At 43.3% G+C, this 24,468-nt stretch carries 17 protein-coding genes; 8 read left to right on the top strand and 9 right to left on the bottom strand.

What is annotated here, in order from left to right; genetic code table 11:
* Positions 1–10 precede the first annotated feature (10 nt).
* The 8 genes from OC443_RS14305 to OC443_RS14270 all read right to left on the bottom strand — a co-directional run bounded on the left by OC443_RS14305 (position 11) and on the right by OC443_RS14270 (position 10,199).
* The gene (locus OC443_RS14305) at positions 11–667 is read right to left on the bottom strand and encodes an HAD-IA family hydrolase (protein ID WP_083601565.1); all 657 of its coding nucleotides are present in this window, start codon (positions 665–667) and stop codon (positions 11–13) included.
* A gap of 84 nt (positions 668–751) precedes the next feature.
* Positions 752–1,891: an ABC transporter substrate-binding protein gene (locus tag OC443_RS14300; protein WP_073581450.1), complete on the bottom strand. Its 1,140-nt coding sequence runs from the start codon at positions 1,889–1,891 to the stop codon at positions 752–754.
* A 741-nt stretch (positions 1,892–2,632) separates the two neighbouring features.
* Positions 2,633–4,129: an EmmdR/YeeO family multidrug/toxin efflux MATE transporter gene (locus OC443_RS14295; protein ID WP_234976352.1), complete on the bottom strand. Its 1,497-nt coding sequence runs from the start codon at positions 4,127–4,129 to the stop codon at positions 2,633–2,635.
* Position 4,130: 1 nt separating this feature from the next.
* Positions 4,131–5,795, bottom strand: a complete 1,665-nt coding sequence (locus tag OC443_RS14290; RefSeq protein WP_073581452.1) for a pectate lyase — start codon at positions 5,793–5,795, stop codon at positions 4,131–4,133.
* A 224-nt stretch (positions 5,796–6,019) separates the two neighbouring features.
* A complete protein-coding gene (locus OC443_RS14285) occupies positions 6,020–7,309 on the bottom strand; it encodes an ABC transporter substrate-binding protein (protein WP_083601566.1) in 1,290 nt (429 codons plus the stop codon).
* Between the two features lie 23 nt (positions 7,310–7,332).
* Positions 7,333–8,484, bottom strand: a complete 1,152-nt coding sequence (locus OC443_RS14280; protein ID WP_073581454.1) for an ABC transporter ATP-binding protein — start codon at positions 8,482–8,484, stop codon at positions 7,333–7,335.
* An 18-nt stretch (positions 8,485–8,502) separates the two neighbouring features.
* Positions 8,503–9,408, bottom strand: a complete 906-nt coding sequence (locus tag OC443_RS14275) for a carbohydrate ABC transporter permease (protein ID WP_073581455.1) — start codon at positions 9,406–9,408, stop codon at positions 8,503–8,505.
* 2 nt (positions 9,409–9,410) lie between these two features.
* Positions 9,411–10,199: a carbohydrate ABC transporter permease gene (locus OC443_RS14270; RefSeq protein WP_234976353.1), complete on the bottom strand. Its 789-nt coding sequence runs from the start codon at positions 10,197–10,199 to the stop codon at positions 9,411–9,413.
* Positions 10,200–11,064: 865 nt separating this feature from the next.
* Here OC443_RS14270 and OC443_RS14265 point away from each other — a divergent pair.
* The 7 genes from OC443_RS14265 (at position 11,065) to OC443_RS14235 (ending at position 22,473) form a co-directional block, all read left to right on the top strand.
* Complete coding sequence (locus OC443_RS14265) at positions 11,065–11,799, top strand: oligogalacturonate-specific porin KdgM family protein (protein ID WP_073581459.1); 735 nt, start codon at positions 11,065–11,067, stop codon at positions 11,797–11,799.
* Positions 11,800–11,883: 84 nt separating this feature from the next.
* Positions 11,884–14,136: a right-handed parallel beta-helix repeat-containing protein gene (locus OC443_RS14260; protein ID WP_073581461.1), complete on the top strand. Its 2,253-nt coding sequence runs from the start codon at positions 11,884–11,886 to the stop codon at positions 14,134–14,136.
* A gap of 238 nt (positions 14,137–14,374) precedes the next feature.
* Complete coding sequence (locus OC443_RS14255; protein ID WP_073581463.1) at positions 14,375–16,414, top strand: methyl-accepting chemotaxis protein; 2,040 nt, start codon at positions 14,375–14,377, stop codon at positions 16,412–16,414.
* Positions 16,415–16,475: 61 nt separating this feature from the next.
* A complete protein-coding gene (locus tag OC443_RS14250) occupies positions 16,476–17,555 on the top strand; it encodes a pectinesterase family protein (RefSeq protein WP_083601567.1) in 1,080 nt (359 codons plus the stop codon).
* Positions 17,556–18,074: 519 nt separating this feature from the next.
* Entirely contained in the window at positions 18,075–19,490 is a 1,416-nt protein-coding gene (gene uxaC / locus OC443_RS14245) for a glucuronate isomerase (protein ID WP_073581464.1), read from the top strand.
* Positions 19,491–19,516: 26 nt separating this feature from the next.
* Entirely contained in the window at positions 19,517–20,983 is a 1,467-nt protein-coding gene (locus tag OC443_RS14240; RefSeq protein ID WP_073581465.1) for a tagaturonate reductase, read from the top strand.
* A gap of 2 nt (positions 20,984–20,985) precedes the next feature.
* Positions 20,986–22,473, top strand: coding sequence for a UxaA family hydrolase (locus OC443_RS14235; RefSeq protein ID WP_073581466.1), 1,488 nt, complete (start codon positions 20,986–20,988; stop codon positions 22,471–22,473).
* Positions 22,474–22,594: 121 nt separating this feature from the next.
* Here OC443_RS14235 and OC443_RS14230 read toward each other — a convergent pair whose 3' ends face one another.
* Positions 22,595–23,338, bottom strand: a complete 744-nt coding sequence (locus OC443_RS14230) for an FCD domain-containing protein (protein WP_073581467.1) — start codon at positions 23,336–23,338, stop codon at positions 22,595–22,597.
* Between the two features lie 823 nt (positions 23,339–24,161).
* Here OC443_RS14230 and OC443_RS14225 point away from each other — a divergent pair.
* The gene (locus OC443_RS14225; RefSeq protein WP_073581468.1) at positions 24,162–24,461 is read left to right on the top strand and encodes a BMC domain-containing protein; all 300 of its coding nucleotides are present in this window, start codon (positions 24,162–24,164) and stop codon (positions 24,459–24,461) included.
* Positions 24,462–24,468: the final 7 nt, after the last annotated feature.

Here is a 24,468-nt window from a genome sequence, read left to right as displayed (position 1 = left end):
CTTGCTTTATTTACGCAATGATAATCTCTGCACCACGTATGGTCTTCTCAGCTGTGACGTACCGATAATCTTCAATACACTCAACATTCATCAACATCGCTTTGGTTGCGTGGGTAAGCAGGCCTATCACCTTGCTTTGTGCAGCCAGCCCGGATTTTACACCGGCAATGGCATCTTCAAACACAAGGCATTCGGCTGGTTGCAAACCCAGGCGGGAAGCTCCCAGCAGATAAGGTTCGGGATCTGGCTTTCCCTGAGTAATTTGATCTGCTGTGATTAATACCTGTGGTTGAGGGATGCCTGCTGCGGCGATTCTGGCCTGAGCAACCGGATCACTGCCGGATGTAACGATTGCCCACGGGATCTGTTTGTCATTGAGATTGTTCAGCAGTGAAATCGCTCCGGGGAGTGGTGTAATTCCCCGTGTATCTTCTGTTTCCTGTTTTTTCAGCCATTCAACCTCATGCTGGATAATATTCGGTTTATCAGCCAGTAATTCTGCGACAGACTCACTGGCCGGGCGGCCATGAATGACGCTTAATACTTCATCAGGGTTCAGATTATGTCTGATCGCTAAGGCTGACCAGCTTCGGTTAACTGCTGCCATTGAATCAATCAGGGTGCCGTCGAGATCAAACAGACACCCCTTACAGTGAATGGTTTTCACATCATCTCCGGAAAATATCAGTAAAAGAAAGCGTACTGTACCTGTTACGGAGATGAATGCATACCTTTATGTCATTGTACTGCTTCAGGCTCCCGGATACAGGCCAAGCCAGCCTGGTGTCGGATCACCTTTGACTTCACCAAAGTAAAGCGAAAAGGTTTGACGCCAAAGTTCGACTTCTTCTCTGTCACGCATAAATGCCGGAAAACCCTCGAAATTTGCGTTCGGATAATCCCATATGGGGGCCAGACCATTCGCAGGCTGAATATCGGTACGAACGGACCATGTTCTTTCACTCTGGAACTCTTCAGATATTAACCAGTTGAGATACAGTTTGGCTGCTTCCATATTCTTCGCATTTTTGACAATTGCTGCCCTTTGTCCCCAGGCCATAAACGGTGCACTCTCGGGTAAGACCCATTTTAAGTTGCTGCCTGAGCTGGTTACCGGAGAACCTGAAGTACCAATGCCAATGAGTTTTTCTTTTTCACGGATGGCAACACCGGGTGTATGTGAACCACGTTTAAATGAGATATTTTGTTCTGCCATTGCAGCAAGCCATTCTCTGCCGTAGGCTTCCGTGTAACACTTATATAAATAGGTCACAGCATCATCATCATTTGGATAAGATGATGCAATGTTGCCAGCCCAGGCACCACTTGCCAGCGCTTCCGGTGTTGTCGGTGCACTTGAACCAAGAGCATCCTGATCGACAACAAAACTGAAGGCGATGATCATGGCGGCAGTCCAGGCGCCATCACAGTCTTTTAACGTCGGATAGACTTTGTCGAAACCGACAGGTTTATAGCAATGTAAGCGATCAAGATATTTCCAGCGTTCGAATTCCTCTAATAACTGAAGCTGAAGAACATCGGGAATGACTTCATCTGTCGCGTACTGATTATCAAATCTGACATTATGATATTTGCTGTAATCAACCACAATTTTCAGATTAATATCCGGAAAGCGTTTTTTAAACGCAGAGCGGACGAAGTCTTGTTGCCCATCGTAGTCACCGCCGGCATAAATGGTTAAATTTCCTCCTTCTGCCAGTGCAGCCTGATAGATTTCGTCCAGTGTTCTGGTTTCCTGCTCTGAACTTTTAGCTGATAAATATTTATTGTAACCAAAAACTTTACTGGTGCTTAAAGCAACTGACGCTCCAATTGATGATGCCAGAAAGCTTCGTCTGCTTAGCTGGAAATCCTGCTTATTTTTACTCATCTCAATTATCCTTCTATGACGTTGTTAATAAAATTTAATCCGGGATATACCCAAGCAACCTGAACCCTGCATCTTCCGGTCGCTTGGATCAGTTTTTCATTCTTATTCTGAATACAATTTTCTTTGTGATTTTTTATCTGAGACTGCTCAGGGAAAATATATGAAAATATAAGGGAGAGCAATGGAATGAGATTGGAGTTTATATTGTCTTCATGCTGGTGAACTTTTTCTATATATACATTTGTCAGTAAATTTCAAATTTTTTATTATCGTTTGTCGCAAAATTTGTATGAAAGTTAATGGTGGTTTGAATTAAATGTCCGACTTGAACGAATAACATGAATATCTCAGTCAGAATGATTGATGTATTTTATATGGTTTCATTTTATTATTTCTAAATTTAATCAGGAGGCAGGCTGGTCTGGCTCGAACATGATTTCACAGCCGTTATCTGACGATGAGTTCTCCCGGTATACCGGGGCTTGCGGGGCAGCGAAGCGTGATGTGTGTTTTTATTCGGGGGTGATAGTTTATTGAATGACTTAAATTGATGAATGGCAGCTTATTCTGTTTTTTATTATTGCGTATGTTTTGTTTGGGGATATTTTATTTGGTTCTGAACTGGTGTGTTATTTCATGATGCTTATGTGATATTTTCTGGCTTTTTTGACCAGACGCGGAATATGAAATTCATCTGATGGTCTTATTTGACTCATCAGATGAATTATTCACTAAAGATTTTTATTTCGGCGTACTTAAAACGGTTGCTTTATCTTTTTGTTTACGGTAATTATTCAGCCATCGTTTATTCAGCATACGACAAAAATAAAGGCCGCCCCGAATCCACCAGTCAGCAAACATGCCAAGCCAGACACCATAAACGCCCAGTTCAAAGACAATTCCAAGTAAATATCCGATCACAACCCGGCATCCCCACATACTGGCAATTGCCACATACATGCTGTATTTCACATCTTTTGCACCTTTAAAGGCCGAAGGTAATACAAAGGAAGCCGCCCAGACCGGGAGCATCACGGCATTCATGTATAACAATTTAACTACGACATCGATAACTTCCGGATCGCTGGTGTAGCAACGGGCAATCCACTCTGCAAGAGGAATGCAGATTGCTCCGATGATTGTCAGTAATCCTGTGGCTACCCAAAAAATCAGCCGCATTTCCTGAGTGGCCATTTGAGGACGTTCCTGCCCTAAACGTTTACCAACCAGAACGGTTGAAGTCATAGAGAGCGTGTTGCCGGGAATGTTCAGCAGTAATGTGATTGAAAAGGTAATAAAATTCCCGGCCATGGCAACAGTTCCCATACCGGCGACCATCATCTGTGTCAGCAGCTTTCCGAAATTAAACATAATCGATTCAATACTGGCCGGTATGCCGATGCTTAAAATCTCTTTCAGAATATTACGCTGAAATGGCTGCAGGTAAGCTTTGAAGGTCACATTTAAAGTATGGTTACGTGCCAGGGACGTCAGGATCATCATCGCACCAATCCATCGGGCCAGTGTGATACCAATGCCGGCACCCTGAAGGCCCATTCCCTGCCAGCTGCCGATTCCCCACTCACTTAATCCATAAATTAGTGGGTAACTGATAAGAATATTGAACACATTCATCAGAATATTACTGATGGCAGGTAAACGAGAGTTACCGACGGCTCTTAATACGCCGCTGCCGGCAAACAGAATGGCAAGTGCCGGATAACTGAATGCAATGGTTTTTAAATACATTTCAGTCAGACGGACGACTTCATGTTCTGCGCCATACGCAACAATTGAAAGAATCGGGCCGGCAAATAGGTGAATCAATAACCAGGCGAACAGGCTGAAAACGATGTTCAGGTTGATTGCATGCACGGCTCCCAATACGGATTGTTGCCGGTTATGTTTGGCAAAGCTCTGGGCAATGAACACGGAACCACCGAGCGCTGTCGCGCTAAGCAAAGATATCACAATAAATGTAATACTATCACTGACACCAACAGCTGCAGTATCTGCTTTTCCTATCCGGCTGACCAGTATTGTACTGACCATTCCCATTAAAACCACGCAGGTCAGTTCGATGGTGATTGGCCATGCAAATGGTGCGATATCGCGTTTTAGCAGAACTTTATGTCGGTGACGGAGGCGGGGGGAAGGAGACCGGGGATTATCCGGCTCCATTTGAGGTTGATTTTCGGGATGAGGCGTATTTTTTGATTCATGGGGGTCTTCTGGCACACTATTTCCTTTCTGTTACAGCTTGAATCTCTTGATCACTTACGGTCTGTTTATAAATAACGTCAAGATCATAAACAACTTTAATTTCTCCGTTGATGCTTTGATCGCCATGTAAATACCCGCCTTTTGAGATTGCGACAGGAATTTTGTGATAAATACCCAGACGGGCAGCTTCCAGAGCGATTAATGCATATGGCGTTGGATCATCCAGGCGGGTATAGCGATGATACTCGTCAGGCAGGAAGTAGCCGCGGTGATAATGCTTTTTCACCAGATTGTGCCCGACCTGCCCGGCCAGTGTTCTCAATTCCTGATGGCCGGTCAGCCGTTCAAGTTCAAGTAAAGCGAACACCAGATAGGATGAGCATAACTCTGTTTTGGATGTCAATTCGACTGGCTCAAGGGTTTGCAAATCCAGTTTTCCCAGTTTAAAGCGGGAAAACATTTTTGCAGTCAGTGTACGTAGATCGGCATTCTGACTTAAAGCACTGGCTCTGACGAGCGTCAGCAGATAAGCCGGGTCTGTTGGCTGGCGCTTTAGTACAGTGCCTTTATCACCATAGTAGCCATCTCTGGGGAATGTATAGCCGGTCATATCCTGGCCACTATTCCACATCGGGATGATTTCATTGGTTGGTTCATCCCAGGCGAAACGGAAGTAGGCGTTAATGCCTTCAATTGCCCATTCGGTCAGTTCACTGTCTTCGAGAAAACGGGCACATTCCAGAATCGCGAGCGGGTTATCAACCACAACCGGCCAGCTGTCGCGGAAAAGTACATTTGCTTCACGGGCGATATCACCAAATTCCGGCCCGAACTGACGTTTCGCCCGATCACCAAACCAGGAGAATGTGATGCGGTCATCATCGGGTATTGGTTCGCGTTGAAGTGGTGATGAAAATTGATAGACCGGCATCCGGGTTTCTGGATGGCGAGCCAGAACAAACTGATGATATAAGTGTTTCGCCCACTTAATTGCATTCTTGTCACCACTGTATTTGTAGTAGTGGCAGGCTGCATAAATCAGGTCAGTTGAAGCATTGACGAATGTTAATCCGATCGTTTCCGGTAACTCTGGCCATTTGTCCGGATCAACTACTGGCTGAGGTTCTGTCCGGCCGAATATATTCTCTGGCAGCGTTTTTCCATATTCTCCATGACGGCTGAGATCCAGTTTATTCCAGTCGATGACGTGGGCGGCCCAGAATCCCTGAAGATATTTCTTTGTTGTTTCCGGGGCAACCTGATGTAAAAGTTCATAAAATGGAAAATGATGCTTCAGCTCGTGGACACACTCTTTACTGGCCGGGCCTTCGATATGTCCTGTGTCACGATGGATAAAGCGATGTCCGCCCCAGTGGAATAATCCGCTTTCTTTATCTGTATAGTGATTGAGAAAGTATTCAGTAATCAGGTTTGCCTGTTCCTGATAATGTTTTTCCCCGGTAATCAGCGTCATGGCAGATAAGCCGCGCATGAAGTTCTGCTGGCTGGCAAAATTACTCATCGGGACCTGATTGCCATCGGGGTAAGTCCAGTTGACAGGTGTGCCGGACAAAGTATCGATCCCATCAGCAAGTAAAGGGGATGATGCAGCCTGTGCCTGGGCATAAATTCGTTGATAGTATTCTGTGAGTAATGGCAGAAAAGACGCTTGTGTGTTCATGATTCTCTCCGGATCGTTCAGCGTAAAGTATGCATAGAGCAGGGAACAGGATGTTACAGGTGGTCAATTTGTGTTGATTTTTTGCCTGAAATCATCATACCGGCTATGACTGATTGAGGCATATACTATGCGATTTTTATTGTTTGTGTTCTTTCGCTTGAGACTGTTTTATATGAAAAACAGCACCCCGGCAGTCAGGGTGCTGTTGGTTGTCACATCGTCGATTATTTTGCGATGCGGCGTAGTACACGGTTACCACGGCGAATGAAGTTTTTCGCAGATTTTTCCGCATTAGACTGACCGTAATCCAGATGCTGCATTTCTTCTTCAAACAGTTCCATTAACTGCGCATTATCTGTGTAGGCAGTTGGAAGAATAACCTGAGGAAGAGTCTGTGCCATTTTATAACCCTGGAATGGCAAGCTTGTCTCATCCAGTTCGCCGGCTGCTTTTAGTGCATCCAGACCACTGCTGCTCAATGGAACACCACGAGCCAGCCCCATAGCTTTCACACCAGCAGGATCGTTCAGCAGGAAGTTAACCAGTTTTGCTGCTGCTTCAGGATGTTTGGTATTACGACCAATAGAGAACATCATTGAAGGACGGGCTAACAGACCTGAATCCGTTGCACCAGGTGCCATTGGGTATGGACCTAACTCCATAGACTGAGGTGGTTCCAGGTTGTCTGCATATTTCTTGATGGAAGTATTCCACATATACAAACCGCCGAAGTGACCATCGATCCATGGGCGCATTTCGTTCATGTTGCCTTTACCGTAAGAAGCGAACTCTTTGGTTGAAGGGAACACATGATTTTTGACCATATCAACATAAATCTGGAAGAACTCTGTCATTTCTTTTGGTGTCAGGTTCAACATGTTTGTTTTATGGTTGATAACATCTTTACCGTATTTCTGGATGAAGATAGAACGGTTAATCGCAAAGACATCCCGTGCTTCAACAACCAGTGGATAGTAACCATCTCCCAGCTTGGCTTTAAACGCCTGACCTGCTTTTTTGAAATCTTCCCAGGTCGTTGGATATTTCACGCCAGCTTTTGCCCAGCTGTCCTTGTTGTAATAGAACACGCGGGAAGTGATACTGACCGGTAAACCATTGATCTTACCTTTCACCGTGGTCATGTTGATCGCTTGTTTAGGGAAATTACCGATATGCAGCGCATCTGCTTTCTGGCTCATATCGAAGAATCCCTTGCCATCCCGGGAGAAAATAGGCAGCCAGTTCCAGTTTGTCTGCATGACATCCGGTTCTGTATTACCTGCAACCTGAGTTGTCAGACGGGACAGGTGACCATTCCAACCAGTATATTCACCCTTTACCACGATATCAGGATACTTCTCATGGAATTTTTCAAGTGCTTTTAATGTTGCCTGGTGTCGAGAGCTTCCCCCCCACCAAGACATACGCAGCTCAGTTTGTGCAGTGGCAGCCGTAGCTGTCATTGTACCGAGTGCAACCATGGTGAGTGTTGTCAATAGTCTTTTCTTAATCATGAGATAGCCTCCAAGCTATTTAATTATTTTTGAATAGGTAGAGAGATGTTCACTTCTGTTTCTTTGTCAAAAATATGCGCTTTGTTCATATCGATCATGAAGGTTACATTTTTGCGTAACTCCATGTTCAATTTTTCTCTCACATCGTCAATTGGTACACGGGCCGTGAATTCATTCTGTCCTACACCAAAGTAAACAAAGACTTCATGTCCCATGTTTTCCATCCGGATAACATCACCCTGAATGGTTTGCACTGACTCATGATGAGCTGCATCGGCTAATGACAATGTAATGTTGTCAGGGCGGATGCCTAATACTGTTTTGCTAAATCCATTATTGCGGATGCTCTGCACTTTTTCTGCTGGTAATTGTAGCTTCTGCCCGGCGATATCAACGGTTAAATTGCCATCATCCTCAATCAGATTAACATCACACATGTTCATTTCCGGAGCACCGATGAATCCTGCAACAAACATGTTGACCGGATTATTGTAAAGCTCTTCCGGGGTATCAACCTGCATGATTTCGCCAAGTTTCATAACGCAGATACGATCGCCCATTGTCATTGCTTCTGTCTGGTCATGGGTCACATAAACGGCAGTCGCAGGACGTTTTTCTGCTTTCAGGTGCTTGTGAAGATCTGAAATCCGGATCCGCATTGAAGCACGAAGCTTGGCATCCAGGTTTGATAGTGGCTCATCAAACAGGAATACTTCTGGTTTTTTCACGATCGCCCGGCCTACAGCAACCCGTTGTGCCTGACCACCGGAAAGCTGTCTTGGCAGACGATCCAGGAGTTCCTCAATTTCCAGAATTTTTGCAGCATCATTAACACGCTGATTAATTTCGTCTTTCGGTAGCTTTTGTAACTTCAGACCAAATCCAAGGTTTTGACGAACTGTCATGTGTGGATAAAGTGCGTAGTTCTGGAATACCATCGCGATACCACGATCTTTCGGTGGTAAGTTATTCACAACGCGTCCACCGATTAAGATTTCACCACCGGTGATATTTTCCAGTCCTGCCAGCATCCGTAATGTGGTTGATTTCGCACAGCCTGATGGACCGACGATGACCAGAAACTCTCCGTCATTGATAGTTAAGTCAATACCGTGAACTGCTTTGAATCCGTTTGAATATGTTTTCTCTAGTTTGTTAAATTTTACTTCAGCCATTGTGTTATCTCCCCAAAATTAACCTTTAATACCGCTGCTAGTGACACCTTCAACAAAATATTTCTGTGACATGAAGAACACCATGATTGAAGGAATAATTGCTATAGAGGCCATTGCCAGAATCTCGTTCCATTTCGCGCCCTCTGTTACGTCGATAGACATTTTCAGTGCAAGAGCAATTGGATATTTCTCTACACTGGAGACGTAAATCAACGGACCGAGGAAGTCATTGACTGACCACATGAACTGGAACAGTGCAACTGAAATGATTGCCGGACGAATCACAGGAACAATAACGTACCAAAGTACCTGGAATGAATTACATCCATCGATCATCGCAGCTTCTTCCATATCCGTTGGTACGCCCCGAAGGAACTGAACTAACATGAAGACAAAGAAGCCTTGTGTTGCAAATGCCATTGGCAAATAAAGTGGCAGATAACTATCTAACAGACCCATTTCACGGAACATCAGATATTGAGGAATCAATAATACTGACTGTGGAAGAAGAATGGTGGCAACCAGTGTTGCAAACCAGAATCCTTTCCATGGAATCTCAAACCGTGCAAAAGCGTAGCCGACAATCGTCGAAGAAATTACCGTCAATATTACTTTAGGGATTACATATGCAAATGTGTTAATTATGTAGTGTCCGAAAGTAAATTCCGTTCCGGTTTTCCAACCGTTTACAAAACCTTCCCAGCTAAAATGCTCCGGAATTAAACTCATGGACGAAAATATTTCATGATTCGGTTTCATTGATGCTGAGAACATCCATAAAAGCGGATACAACATCAGAAGGCCAACAATCAGAAGTACGGTATAACGGACAAATGCATTAATTTTCTCGCGGCGTATTGTCCGTTCATTTTCCAGGTTGCGCTCTTTGGCAGCCTGAGTTGAAGAAACTGTAGTTGAAGTCATGATTATTTACCTCCTTTGTCGCCAGAGTAGAACACCCAATATTTGGATGACCGGAATGTAATGGCAGTAAATATTGCCACGACAACAAACAGCGACCATGCAAGTGCACTACCGTAGCCCATATCAAAGAACTTGAAGGCAGTTTCATAAATATAGAGTGAAATCAGATAGGTTGATTTCATTGGACCGCCACCAGTCACAACGTATGGTGCTGTGAACTCCTGGAAGGCCTGAGTTGTTTGCATGATAAAGTTAAAGAAGATAACTGGTGTGATCAGCGGTACTGTCACTTTCATGAACATTTGCCATTTACTGGCCCCATCAATCATGGCTGCTTCATATTGTGATTTTGGAACATTTTGTAATGCTGCCAGGAAAATCACCATGGCAGAACCAAATTGCCATGCACGTAGTAATGTAATGGTAAACAGAGCAAAAGAGGGTTCACCTAACCAGCTTATCGGGTCAATACTAAAGAACCCAAGGAACTGGTTGAGCACGCCGTCAATTGCAAATAGTGCCCGCCATAAAACGGCGATTGCGATACTACTTCCCAGAATTGACGGGATGTAATACGCGGTCCGGAAAAAGCCAATACCTTTCAGATTGAAGTTCAGAAGAAACGCAATAAACAGAGCAAATGCGAGCTTCACTGGAATCGTTAAGAAAACGTACATGAACGTCACACTCATTGATTTCCAGAACACATCATCTTCAAAAAGCATATAGTGGTAGTTTTCAAGACCAATAAAATCCGGGGTTGTCATCAGATCGTAATTGGTAAAACTCATCAAAAACGATGACACAAATGGAAAGGCAGTAAACAATACCAACCCTATTATGAAGGGTGATAAGTATGCCAATCCCAGCTTGCGACTTTCATACATTTTCTTATCCTCGATTAATTAAAGATTAATTACTGAAAAGTAGGAAACAAATACCGGGTCACATTTCAGTTTCTATCTTCATTAAACTAGGATGAAATATTAACTTCCACTGATTCATGTAATAATTGTGATCGATAATTATATTTTTTTTAAATTATCAATAAAAATAATGAAACGCGGTTTTATCTTTTTATATCGGGTTCATATAAAAATGAAAAACGATAGTGATATAGGTCAATTTATTAATTTGCGTGTGGTTGCATATTGATGTTTTCCCTAAAAAAATCTTGTGGATTTTTTATATTTCCATAGGTGTCAAAAATATAAATAACTTGATTGAAATCAATTTATTTTATTATTTGTAAAATAATAAAATTATTATTAGCCTTACAAAATGTTGTAAAAGAACAACAATTCAGGGTTTTTCTCTATTGCGTTTTATTGTATTTAATCTACTGTTTTTGTTGATAAAATTATTATTTATGTGATTTATACCTCTGTGTGAACTCACGGTTTTCTTGATTTTTGTAATTTTATTTCTTTCGTTATTACTAAATATGAACTTATCAATATTAATATAGACAACATATAATTATATGCTATTTGTTTAGTAGTGTATCCTGTGGTATTTAAGGTTGATCACAATTCGACTTTTTTTTAATTATAACAATGAACCATGGATCACATATTTGGTCTCACGGTGTTTGAATTTTTAAGAATTTAATTAAATTGAAATCTCGAATCCGATAAAGTGAAATGGTGTTTCATTATGAATAAGAAAATCTTAGTCTCTGCAGTTTTAATCGGTTTGACCAGTGCAGCAGCACAGGCCGCAACATTAAATATTCGTCACGAAATTGTTCCAAGATATGATGGTCAAAAAGCTTCACATGCTGATCGTGTTGCTGTTGATCATCGTTTCAAAAATGGAATTGGATTTGGTATTGAAGCCAAATGGAAAAGTGATAACGAAGATGCTTTCGGGGAGCAAAAAGGTAACGGCAACCAGGCCAATATCAGTTATGTTTATAAAATCAATGATAAGTGGTCATTGAAACCCCAGTACAAATGGGAATCTAAATCTGATCGTGTCGGTCACCAGTTTAACCTGACTTTAGGGTACAAAGTGAACAGTGACTGGTCAGTATCGTTCCGTCATCGTTATCACTATGAAAACAAAGTTGACTCCCAAAATGGTCACTATAACCGCTGGACATTCGGTGCCGGTTACAAAGGCGTAGAAGACTGGAAATTTGGCGCATCTCTTGATTACACATTCAACGAAGATGCATCTGGTCCTCGTTGGGAAGATAAAAAATCCTGGTTCTCTGAGCTGAACTTCACCGGTGAATATAAAGGTTTGGAAAGCGGCTGGCGTCCGTTTGTTGAAGTTGGTTTCAAACCATATAAATCAGGTGACAAATATGAGTTCAACGGAGAAATGGTTTCTGCAAACGACAAATGGCGTCCCCGTTTCCGTGTGGGCGTGAAATATAGCTTCTAATAAGAATACTTCTTTTTCTCATCTCTTTATGGCTTATTCCGGTGGATTTCCGGGATAAGCCAGTTCTCATCAAGGTGGCTGATTATGAAAATAGCACAAGTCCCATTGGTACTGACATCTGTTCTTGCTGTAGCAGCATGTAGTACTCATCAATCGACAGCGGACTATATAAAAAACACTGATAATCTGACCTGGCAGGCAATTACATTTGGTCAATCGACAGATTTGAATTTTGGGTCAACAATTCGACCTGAAAAAGTCGGAACGAATGAAGTGACAATAAACGGACAACCTGTCAAAGCAGGTCCGTTAGCCAAACAGTTTACAATTGAAAGTCGTGGCGGGAAAATCGCGAACTCTCACGAAGGCGTCACTTTTTACTATACCAAATTACCCACAGATCTGAATTTCACTTTATCTGCAACTGTCGTTCTGGAGCAATTTGGCCCGGAAACCGGTTCTACACCAAACCGTCAGGAAGGTGCAGGACTGATGGTTCGTGATGTTCTTGGCAAACCAAGACTGAATCCTCAGCCAGAAGGCCTGGAAGAGTTCCCGTCAGCTTCTAACATGGTGATGAACCTGCTCAGAGCCAACAAGAAAGCGAATAATGGTCTGATTAACATTAATGCCGCCTACCGTGAAGGTATCTATGAGCCTTGGGGTACTGCTCACAACAAGATGAGTAAAAAAGAGTTCATCAAAGGGGTAACCTATGGTGAAAACAAACCTTACCACATGACGCTGACCCGGACTGATACCGGTTATAACGTGAGTTATGATAATGGAACGGTTAATAAAACGTACAATTTGAAGGGGGCTGACGCGAACATTGTTGAAATGCAGGATCCTGATTATCAGTATGTTGGCTTCTTCGCTTCCCGGAATGCAAAAATTCACGTCAGCGATGTCAAACTGAAACTATCTGAAGCCCATACGGTTGATACACCGCGCTATGTTGCAAAACAGGTGAAACCATTACTTCAGCGCGCATCTTCAGAAAAATCAGCAGTGAACGAATATATTGTTCAGGCACGTGCAAACTATGCAGGGACATTTAGTGCGTCTCAGAATGGTAAAGTGCTGGTTAAAGATATGGCACTGAAAGCGGGTGAAATGTTCAGTTATCCAACCAAACTGACGCGGACGAAAACCCGGATGGCCGTAACTTTCACACCAAGCGAAGGTCCATCTGAAAAACCAATTCATGACACATATACCGTTGTCAGAAAAGTTATTTCACACCCAATGCGTCTGGTTGTGAATCCAAAAGGCAATCACGGCCGTATGAAACTGGCTGATGCAATTGAATTACTGCCTGCTGGCGGAACGATTGTGATGGAACGTGGTAACTATGATGGTTTAGTGATTCCTGTTTCTGCCAGTGGTGCTCCTGGTGCCCGTAAGACCATCAAAGCACAGAAAGGCGTGAAAGTTACAGGCCGCTACATGCATGAAGGGAACTACTGGAATGTTTCTGATCTGGAAGTTGATGGTGCAAGAACGATTGTTCATGGTAGCCATAACAACTTTGACCGAATGCTGACTCACAATTCTCCGGACACCGGATTCCAGATTTCATCCAGCAAGAAAGTTGGCCGTGCTTTATGGGCAAGTTATAACGTTATCCGTGATAGTGAAAGTTATAATAACATGGATAAATCCCGTATTAATGCGGATGGCTTTGCTGTGAAGATGAGAGTCGGTGATGGCAATACTTTAATCCGTTGTGTTTCTCACCACAATATCGATGATGGCTATGATCTGTTCAACAAAGTTGAAGATGGCCCGGATGGCGCAGTGACCATTATTGATTCAATTGCTTATATGAATGGTCAGACAATGACTGTGAAGAATAAGAAAGGCGGAACACGTGGTAATGGATTCAAACTGGGTGGTGAAGGTTTACCTGTACCGCACGTGGTTAAAGGCAGTCTGGCATTCCGTAATAGCATGGATGGATTTACAGATAACTTTAACCCGGGTTCATTTACTGTTGATAATAACGTCTCTATCGATAACAAGCGCTTTAACTTCCTGTTCCGTAAGAGCCCTTATTCTGGTCAGGTGAAACAAGGAACATTTGAGAACAATCGTTCTTACCGTTTCTATGTAACCAGTAAGTACAGTGATGTGGTCAATGCATTTAAGAAAGCAAATAACCGCTTTATCTCTAAAGGTAAAACAACGGATGCAAATGGTCATGTTGTGAGTGCTGAAAAACTCAGCCAGTTGAAAAAAGCATCTTATATTCCGTCTGGTGCAAAAGCTGCTCAGTATGAAAGTGCAGTGCAACAAATAGAAAAAATTGTAGAAAATAATAAGGATACTCAATAAATTATAAAATGTGAGGACTGTTTCAGCGATTTGGGGCAGTCCTCTGCTAATATCTCAATAAAGCTTTCTGATAGTAAAGTCGTAACAAGATGCATTATATGTCTGCTGTATATGAGCCTGTAGTTATATTGACTATATTGAAGTGAATTAACTGCAACTTGTCACTTTAAGGAATAGAAGTAAACAAGCAGTCACGTAGTTGGTGTGATGTATCGAAATTGAATTACGGAGGCAATTTATGATTTCATCTTACCAGAACAGAAGTGTCGGTCTTCAGCTCAAGCTTGCAATTATTTTTTGCTTAATCATCGGTTTTAGTTTCACTGCAACGATCGTTTATCAAAACGCATCAAAAATTCTTCTGCAATCCTCTCTGAGTGAACAACAATCCAAATTGAATGCGGTTGCTGAAACCGTCAGCGGGCAGTTTAATGCTTATGTTCAAACCACAAGAATTTTAAGCTCAACCTTTGAAAATGGCTATCTGGCTGGTTTTGAAGTCCAGAAAGAAATGGTTGAATATGCTGGCCAGAAGATCCGGAATATTGACTTATATGGCTTACCTCTGGTTAATAATACCGATTTAGTTGATATTTTTACCAAAGACACAGGTGCGTTTGTCACCTTGTATTCTTCGACGGGTGAGGAATGGTTCAGTATCGCCAGTTCTCAGAAGGATGACGAAGGAAAACGCAATATTAACAACATATTAGGTTCTTCTCATCCGGGGTTTCAGAAACTGAAAAGTGGCCAGCCTTATATCACACAGGCATCCATGTTTGGTCACACCTATATGACTTATTATGACCCGATTGTTGATGATGAGAATGCAGTTGGTGCAATTGTTATGATTGCTCTGCCGGTCCAGAAAGCGACAGAAGCTATTCTGAATTCTCTGAAAAATGTGCGCTGGGGCGATACGGGTGAGACGGTCGTGGCTGATAACCATTCAGCCCGGTTTGGCAATTATTTGCTCGGCTCTGTTGATGGAACCGATTCACTGAAGAACATGACAGAGTTTACTGATGCGGATGGCAAAAGAACATTTACCAGCATTCAGGGCTCTAAAGAAGGTATTCTGCGTTTCCCTGTCGGTATTGATGGTAAAAAACGGGAAAGATACATGGTCTATAAGCAGGTTCCCGGCTGGAACTGGGTATTGCTTGGCGGAACATGGACCGATGAAATTACCCGGGACAGTCAGACGCTGTTAATGATTATTGCCGCTATTTCGGTCGGGGTTGGTTTTGCAACTTACATTTTGATGACTCTGATCATTCATCGTACCCTAAAACCACTGAAACAATTGACTCAATATATGGAGCGCCTTGGTGAAGGTGAGGTGAGCTTAAATATTTCTGTGGATGAGCGGGAATCAAATAATGAGATGACGATTCTGTCTCAGGGCGTTCGCGGAATGGCAGTTCATTTGAATCAGCTGGTTGAACAAATCCGGGAAACCAGTGGCAGAGTCAGTGAGCAGTCACTTAGTGTTGCGCATGATGCCGGTGCCAGCTTAAAACAGCTGGATGTACAGCAGCAACAGGTTGAGCAGGTTGTCACTGCGATTGAAGAAATGGCGGCATCAGCTGAGTCGGTTTCCCAACAGGTTGAGTCGATTGCCGGTAATGTCCGGGCAGCAAATCAGGACACGCAGTCCGGTCTTTCAGTCGTTGGCTCCGTCTGCGATAACGTCGCAGCCTTGAATGAACAGCTCACACGTTCATACGAAGTGATTCAGAGGCTGAGTGAGGAAAGTGAAAGCATTCACAGTGTGACGCAAATGATTGATGATATTGCGGAACAAACGAATATGTTAGCGCTGAATGCGGCGATAGAAGCCGCCAGAGCCGGCGACCAGGGCAGAGGGTTTGCTGTGGTTGCCGATGAGGTCAGAACGCTGGCAATGCGAACCCAGACCTCAGTGCAAAATGTGGTTGATATTATTAATCAGCTAAAAGCATCAACACGGGATGCTGTGTCTTCAACTGAGCAGAGCCAGGCTCAGGCAAACCGGGTGCTTGAAGAATCTCAGGAAGCAGGAACAGCATTGGAATCAATTGCAATGCAGGTGAATTCGATTGCGACTCAGGCCGAAGAAATTACGACGATTGTTGATCAACAGGCTCAGGTATCGGTTCAGGTGTCAAACAGTGCTTCGGCGATTAGTCAACTGAACCAGGAAAGCCGGTCAATCAGCCTGAAAACATCTGAAAGTGCAGAATCTCTGGAAAAAGATGCCGAAGACTTAAAACAACAGGTGGATTATTTCCATTAAGCTGCTTTTTCTGAAGAGATGACTCAATCACCCTTTTTCAGGAGTGTAAACCAAATAGCATATGAGTTTATTTTCATTTTATGATGTGATTGTCTCTTCAGATGGGGACGGGGACTTTCGCTCTGTACAGCAGGCAATTGAGAACGCGCCTCAGGATGATTCTGAGTATGTCATTTTTATTCGCAAAGGGGTTTATCAGGAAAGCTTTGAAATTACCCGCCCCAATGTGGTACTGATTGGAGAAGATCGCGATCAGACGATTATCACTGCGTCTGTAGCCAATGGCATGCTTGATTCATCCGGCAGAAAGTTTGCGACATTCGGCAGCAGAACTATCAGTGTCAATGCGGCTGATTTTTCAGCCACCTCACTGACAATTGCGAATGGATTTGATTTTCCCGGTAATCAAAAAAAGCCTGATGATGATCCAACCAAACTTACCCATACACAGGCTGTTGCTTTGCTGGTTGCCCATCAGGGAGACCGGGTTCAGCTACATAATGTGCGTCTGGAAAGTTATCACGATACCTTATACCTGTATGCCGGACGAACTTATATTCATCAGTCATTGATCACTGGAACCGTTGATTTCATCTTTGGTGGCGGGACAGCAATGTTCGAAGATTGCGATATTGTGGCCAGATACAGGGATGATGTCAGTCGTGATGAGCCATATGGTTACCTTGTTGCGCCATGTACTTCCATTGAACAGCCATTTGGGTTTGTTTTTAAAAATTGCCGGCTTTCTAAAGAAGAGCGGGTTCCGGCTGAGAGTTATGGCTTAGGCCGTCCATGGCATCCGACTACTCAGTTTGATGACGGGAGCTATGCAGATCCGGATGCGATCGGCCATGCAGCTTTTATCCATTGTCATTTAGATGATCACCTTTACGGCTGGGATAAAATGGGCGGACGGAATAAGCATCAGGAAACGATTTGGTTTTACCCGGAAGATGCCCGTTTTTGGGAGTTCAGGAGTACCGGTCCCGGTGCTGATGATGCTCATCGCCCGCAACTGAATACAGAACAAATGAATCGCTATGATGTGGGTTCTGTTTTTTCTGGCTGGCAACCGGAATTCCCGGCCGGAAAGGAGCGTCTGTTGCAGAGAAGCGTTGCTGAAAAGAGTATCTTTGACTGATTCTGATTTTCCGGTGAATGACGCAGTTACTTATTTGTTTCATACCCAAGTGACCTCAATATGCATGTTCAGCGAGAATTGATTGGTTTCTGAGCTGCAGACATAGTCTTTCTACGTTGAATGTCAGTCCTGTCCCCGGTTCTTTACCTGCAACCGGGGTTCTCCCGTATCACACCACTTTTACGACCTCATTCTTTGTCTTTGTTGCCTGTTATGACATCAATTATCACTCTCAGATACCTTCTCCGGGGATACAAAAATGTCCTGATGGCATCTGTTAATACTATTGGTGTGATAACTTATGGTGCATTTCTTATTCTGTTATGAGATCTCGGTAGTATTTTGATAAAAATATATATGATCAAATTAACAATTCTTTGACTAAAAAAAGCACAGAAAATTGATTGTCTCTTTAACTGGCTCATTTTAAAGTGTTTATTTTGGTTTTGAAGAGATTTGATTAATTATGCCATTGATTGTAAATTATCATCATTGGTATGACAAATGGGCCTGTAGATTATGAAACCTTTTCTTTGTTCCGATTTCTTACTCACCACTGAGTTAGCACAACGTCTTTATCATGATGTTGCGGCAGATCTTCCTATCATTGACTATCATTGCCATTTGCCTCCTTTTCAGGTCGCGGATGATTATAAGTTTACAAATCTGACAGATATATGGTTGCGTGGCGATCATTATAAATGGCGTGCAATGCGTAGTAATGGCGTTGATGAGCGCTTTTGTACCGGGGATGCCAGTGATAAAGAAAAGTTCTTTGCCTTTGCCAGAACCGTCCCTGCGACTTTAGGTAATCCTATTTATCACTGGACGCATCTGGAGCTGCGTCGTCCGTTTGGTATAACAGGTGTGAACCTGAATGAAAATACAGCGGAGCGTATCTGGAATGAATGTAATGAGATGTTAGAGATGCCTGATTTTTCTGCCCGCTCGATGATGCAGAAAATGAATGTGGAAATGGTCGGTACGACGGATGACCCGATTGATGATCTGTCTGCTCATAAGACCGTTGCATCTGATAAGGAATTTTCCGTTCAAATGTTACCGAGCTGGCGTCCGGATAAGGCATTCAACATTCATCTGGATACATTCGCTGATTATATCCGTCAATTGAGTGCTGTTGCTGATGTTGAGATTAATTCTTTTGACAGCCTGTGTGATGCGCTGACAAAACGTCTGGAACATTTTGCAGCGCATGGTTGTTGTATTTCTGATCATGCACTGGATACCGTGGTTTATGAAGAAGCTTCAGAAAAAGAGCTGAATGTGATTCTCACAAAACGACTGGGTGGCGGTGATGTTTCTGAATTTGAAGCAGCTCAGTTCAAAACAGCCGTTCTGGTATTCCTTGGTAAAGAATATGCGAAACGCGGATGGGCGCAGCAGTATCACATTGGTGCTTTGCGCAATAACAATCAGCGCATGTTCAACTTACTGGGTCCGGATACCGGTTTTGATTCAATCAATGATGGTCTGGTTGCACAGCCACTGGCAAAACTATTGAATGCGCTCGATCGCGAAGACCAGCTGCCGAAAACAATTCTTTACTGTTTAAATCCGCGTGATAACGAAGTTCTGGCTACTATGTGCGGCAACTTCCAGGGCGGCGGCACGCCGGGCAAAATTCAGTTTGGTTCGGGCTGGTGGTTCAATGATCAGAGAGACGGCATGGAGCGGCAGATGACCCAGCTGGCACAGTTAGGCCTTCTGAGCCGGTTTGTCGGTATGCTGACGGATAGCCGCAGCTTCTTATCTTACACCCGACACGAATATTTCCGTCGTATTTTATGTGAAATGATTGGTAACTGGGTTGCCAATGGTGAAGCACCGAATGACTTTGAATTACTGAGCGGGATGGTTGCAGATATCTGTTACCACAATGCAAAGCAGTACTTTGGCATTCAAGATAAAAAGTAGACCTTAACCTGATTGGAATAGCAGAAATGAAGCAATTGAACAGAACCGATTTTGACAATCGCCGTTATCCTGAAAAAATTATCCAGTTTGGGGAAGGGAACTTTTTACGGGCTTTTCTGGACTGGCAAATTGATCAACTGAATGAGCACACCGATCTCAACGCAGGCGTTGTGGTTGTCCGCCCGATTGATAGTGATTTCCCGCCGTCTCTCGATACGCAGGATGGTTTGTATACTACCTTTATCCGCGGATTAAATGAGCAGGGGAACGCCGTTGCTGATACCCGGATTATCTCAAGTGTTACGCGTGAAATCTCAGCGTATAAAAACTTTGAGACCTTGTTAGATCTTGCAAAAAATGAAGAGATTCGCTTTATCTTTTCGAATACCACTGAAGCTGGTATCGCTTATGTGGATACTGACAAGATCACGGATACTCCCCCCGCCAGTTTCCCGGCCAAACTGACCAAAATGTTGTTTGAGCGCTTCACGCATTTTAGCGGCGCTCAGGATAAAGGTTGGGTTATCGTGCCTTGTGAACTGATCGATTACAACGGAGATGCATTAAAGGCGATTATTCATCAATACATTGAGTTGTGGCGTTTACCGGCAGAATTTTCGGCATGGGTGGATGAAGCGAACACATTTTGTTCAACACTGGTTGACCGGATTGTAACGGGTTATCCGAAAGATGAAAGTAAAGCACTGACTGAGCAAATTGGTTATCAGGATACTTTCATGGTGTGTGCGGAGCATTTCTATTTGTTTGTGATTCAGGGACCTGATTCGCTGAACCAGCTGCTTTGTCTTGACCAGTTAAGTGACTCTCAGGCACTCAATATTAAAGTTGTGGATGATATTAAGCCATATAAAGAACGCAAAGTCGCGATTCTCAATGGTGCGCATACTGCATTAGTGCCGGTTGCATTCCTCTCCGGGCTCGATACAGTCGGTGAAAGTATGGCCGATAAGCAAATGGAATCCTGGCTGGAATCTGTCATTTTTGAAGAGATTATTCCGACATTATCCTTACCGGAAGATGAGTTGAAGGGATTTGCCAATGATGTCCTGAACCGTTTCCGTAATCCGTATATTAAGCACCAGCTATTGTCTATTTCGCTGAACAGCATGACAAAATACAAAACCCGGATTCTGCCTCAGCTTTTAGCATTCCGGCAAAAATATAATCGCTTACCAACTGGTTTGACGTTTGCCCTGGCCGCATTGATCAGCTTCTACAATGGTCAGCGTGAAGCCGGAGAGTATCCGTTGGCTGATGATCAGCACTGGCTGGATTTTTATGCTGATCTCTGGGCGAAAGTGAACGCAGGTGATTTGAAAGTGAAGGCTTTGGTTGAGCAGGTACTGGCGAATACATCTCACTGGGGACAGAATTTGTCGTTAGTTGATGGGCTGACAGATCAGGTGACTGCAAATATTGAAGCGATCAGGCAGTCTGGTGTTCGTCAGGCATTAAGTCAGATTAAGGGGTAATTGTGGCATCATTATTTAAAATTCATCCCGGCGATAATGTTGCCGTTGCATTATGTGATTTAAAAGCCGGAGAAGAGATAAGTGTTGAAGGTGAGTTGATTCACCTTCAACAGGATATTCCACAGGCTCATAAAGTGGCGTTGAAGAGTTTTGGTGAAAATGATCTGGTGATTAAGTATGGTTCACCCATTGCCCATGCAACTTCCGCTATTCATGTTGGTGAGCATGTGTCACCACATAATATAAAAACCAACCTGAATGATCTTGACGAGTACGAATACCTGCCTGATTTTCAGTCAGTCACATCTGAGGTTGAGAATGCGCCGGTTTCAGTCTACCGGCGGAAAAATGGTGATATCGGTATTCGTAATGAACTGTGGATTATTCCGACGGTTGGTTGTGTGAATGCGATTGCCAATATGATGAAACGGGAGCTGGAGCAGGAAGAAGATCTTTCAGCGATTGATGGTATTCATGTGTTTACCCATCAGTATGGCTGTTCTCAGCTGGGGGATGACCATCTGAATACCCGGACGCTGTTGCAAAATTTGGTGAAGCATCCGAATGCCGGTGGTGTATTGGTTATCGGACTTGGCTGCGAGAATAATCAGGTGTCTGTGTTTGAAGAAACACTGGGTGATTTTGATCGTGACAGGGTCCGTTTCATGGTGTGCCAGAAGCATGATGATGAAACTGAACACGGCATCACTTTAATGAAAGAGCTGTTGGCTGTTATGAAAACGGATCAGCGTCAGCCCGGTACATTGAGCGAAGTGAAATTCGGGCTTGAGTGTGGTGGTTCTGACGGTTTCTCCGGAATTACGGCAAATCCGCTTCTGGGTAAGTTCTCTGATTACCTGATTACTCATGGTGGAACCAGTGTGCTGACAGAAGTACCGGAAATGTTTGGTGCTGAAAGAATTCTCATGAGCCGGTGTGAAGATGAAGCGGTTTTCCGCCACACTGTGTCGATGGTCAATGATTTTAAACAGTATTTTATCGATCATCGTCAGCCAATTTACGAGAACCCTTCTCCGGGAAATAAAGCCGGAGGAATCTCAACCCTGGAAGAGAAATCTTTGGGTTGTACACAAAAAGCTGGCCAGAGTAATGTGATTGACGTTCTGCGCTATGGAGAACGTCTGAGAAAGCCCGGACTGAATCTGTTAAGTGCACCGGGCAATGATGCGATTGCAACCAGTGCTCTGGCAATGTCCGGATGTCATATGGTGCTGTTTACGACCGGAAGAGGCACGCCTTATGGCGGACCTGTTCCGACCATGAAAATTGCCACCAATACCAGCTTGGCTGAACGTAAACCACACTGGATTGATTTCAATGCCGGGTCATTGGTGGAAGGCGAGCCGATGGATGAATTGCTCAAGCGTTTTATTGATGTTGTTGTTACACATATCAATGGAGAGCCGACCCGCAATGAAAAGAATGACTTCCGTGAAATCGCAGTATTCAAAAGTGGTGTAACACTTTAATACTTTAGCTGGATCATTTAATACGACACTCTGGGCGATAGCCGGTATAACAGGCAGAGTGTCGTTTTTATTATCAATGATTTGTTCGACCACAAAGAGAGACGAACATTACGGCAGGCTGTTAATGAATATCCAAAATCGGACTTTCTGAATACAGGAAACGATCGTAATCATCGTTTGTTGCGCTAAACAACATCTCTTTGGTATTTTCCAGATGTTTCCACATGGCCAGTTTTGCCGCTTTAGGATCTCGTTGAATCAAGGCTTTCAGAATTTCATCATGCTCATCACACCAGCTTTTAATGGATTCATCATGAATGTGCTCATGCATTTTTTTCCAGTAAGGGTTATTTTCACGCTGTTCGCAAAGTAACTCTGCAATATGCACAATAGCTGAATTTTGTGTGCAGCGGGCAAGCTGGATATGAAATTCTTTATCCCAGTTTGAGTCCCGGGCTCTGTCTTCGCTTTTTGCCTGTTCCTGAATCCGCATCAGTGAGACCAAATCCTGTTTACTGGCCTGAGTCGCTGCAAATTCCGCAATGTTACTTTCGATGAGTTGTCGCGCCTGGAGCAGCTCAAAAGGCCCACAGCTCAGGATAAAGCTGGATGTTATGTCATCCGCGGGTTCGTTAACGTTCCCGTACTGATTCTTAACCCGGATACCGGAGCCTTTTCTTACTTCAACAAAGCCTTCGACTTCGAGCATGATCATAGCCTCCCGGACAACTGTGCGGCTGACACTCATCTGCTCAGAAATAACACGCTCAGCTGGTAGCATATCACCGACCCGGTATTTGCCGTCCTGAATCTCTTGCTTAAATACGTTAGCAATCTTGTGATATAGCTTACAGCTTGTGTCCATAGTGGCTTAACTCCCGAAGTGATGGTGATAATTTGTTATACCAATGAAGGTATAATCATATGAGAATAATCAAAGAGGTCCATTAAGTCAAAGTTTAAGCGCACGCTCAGACAGTCTTATTCACGAATTTATTCATACCCCATAGTGTATTGTATGTAACCGGTTGTAATAGTGTGATGGCATACAAAAATTTAGGAATTAGAAAGAGATTTATTATTTCATCTGCAATAGGTTAGATATATATTAAATTATGTGCGCATTAGTGTGAGATATACATGCCGGCATTCGTTCAGAACACAATTTTGAATCTGCTGGTAACAGACTGATTTCAGCTAAAGATTGTGAATTCATAATCTTTCAATTAAAACCTTGCATTGCTGATTCCGGCCGGAAAATAAAATCAAATAATGATTGATTCTGATTCATTATGATTAGGATCTGTTGACTTTTCGTGTGTAAATTTTGAATAAAAACATTCAGAAACAGGTGCTTACCCGTTCTGGTTTTGATTTAAATTAATGAAACGAAGAGCTGTCGGTTTTTAGTGGCTCAAAAGTTGGCGATGAGGCAGCTTTTCAACTAATAGTTTATGTGTTTGTAACGGTCAGTGATGATGTGCATGTCAACAGAGGTTAAACCGGTTGGTTTGTGAAATATAACAATGTGTCTGTATTAAGCACTGTTTGGTGGGCGTTTCCCGGTAAGTTGTTTCCCGGATAAATGTTTATCTGACAACAGAGTAGTGGTTCACTTTTTGAATAATATATCTGATGGAACTTGATCAGAAAGTGAAGGGATTTGAGCGTATAAACAGGAAAACTATATGTCTGTACAAAGTTTGGGTTTGATTGAAACTGTTGGGTTAACCGCTGCGATTGAAGCTGCAGATGCTGCTATTAAATCAGCAAATATTGTTTTGATTGGATATGAGTTAACCAAAAGTAATGGTGTGATTACCGTGAAGTTTGAAGGGGAAGCCAGTGCCGTGAATACCGCTATTTCGGCAGGGTGTGCGGCAGTGAGCCGGATTGGTGAGATTCACTCGCATAAAATCGTATCCCGGCAGGAAGATGAGCTTACTTCTGCTTCTTACGCAGATGATAACATGACAGTCATTATATGAGATGACT

This window comes from Vibrio quintilis (assembly GCF_024529975.1).
In the GTDB taxonomy this organism is placed as follows: domain Bacteria; phylum Pseudomonadota; class Gammaproteobacteria; order Enterobacterales; family Vibrionaceae; genus Vibrio; species Vibrio quintilis.
The sequence above is the reverse complement of the archived record's forward strand: the minus strand, read 5'-3'. Positions and strand labels throughout refer to the sequence as shown.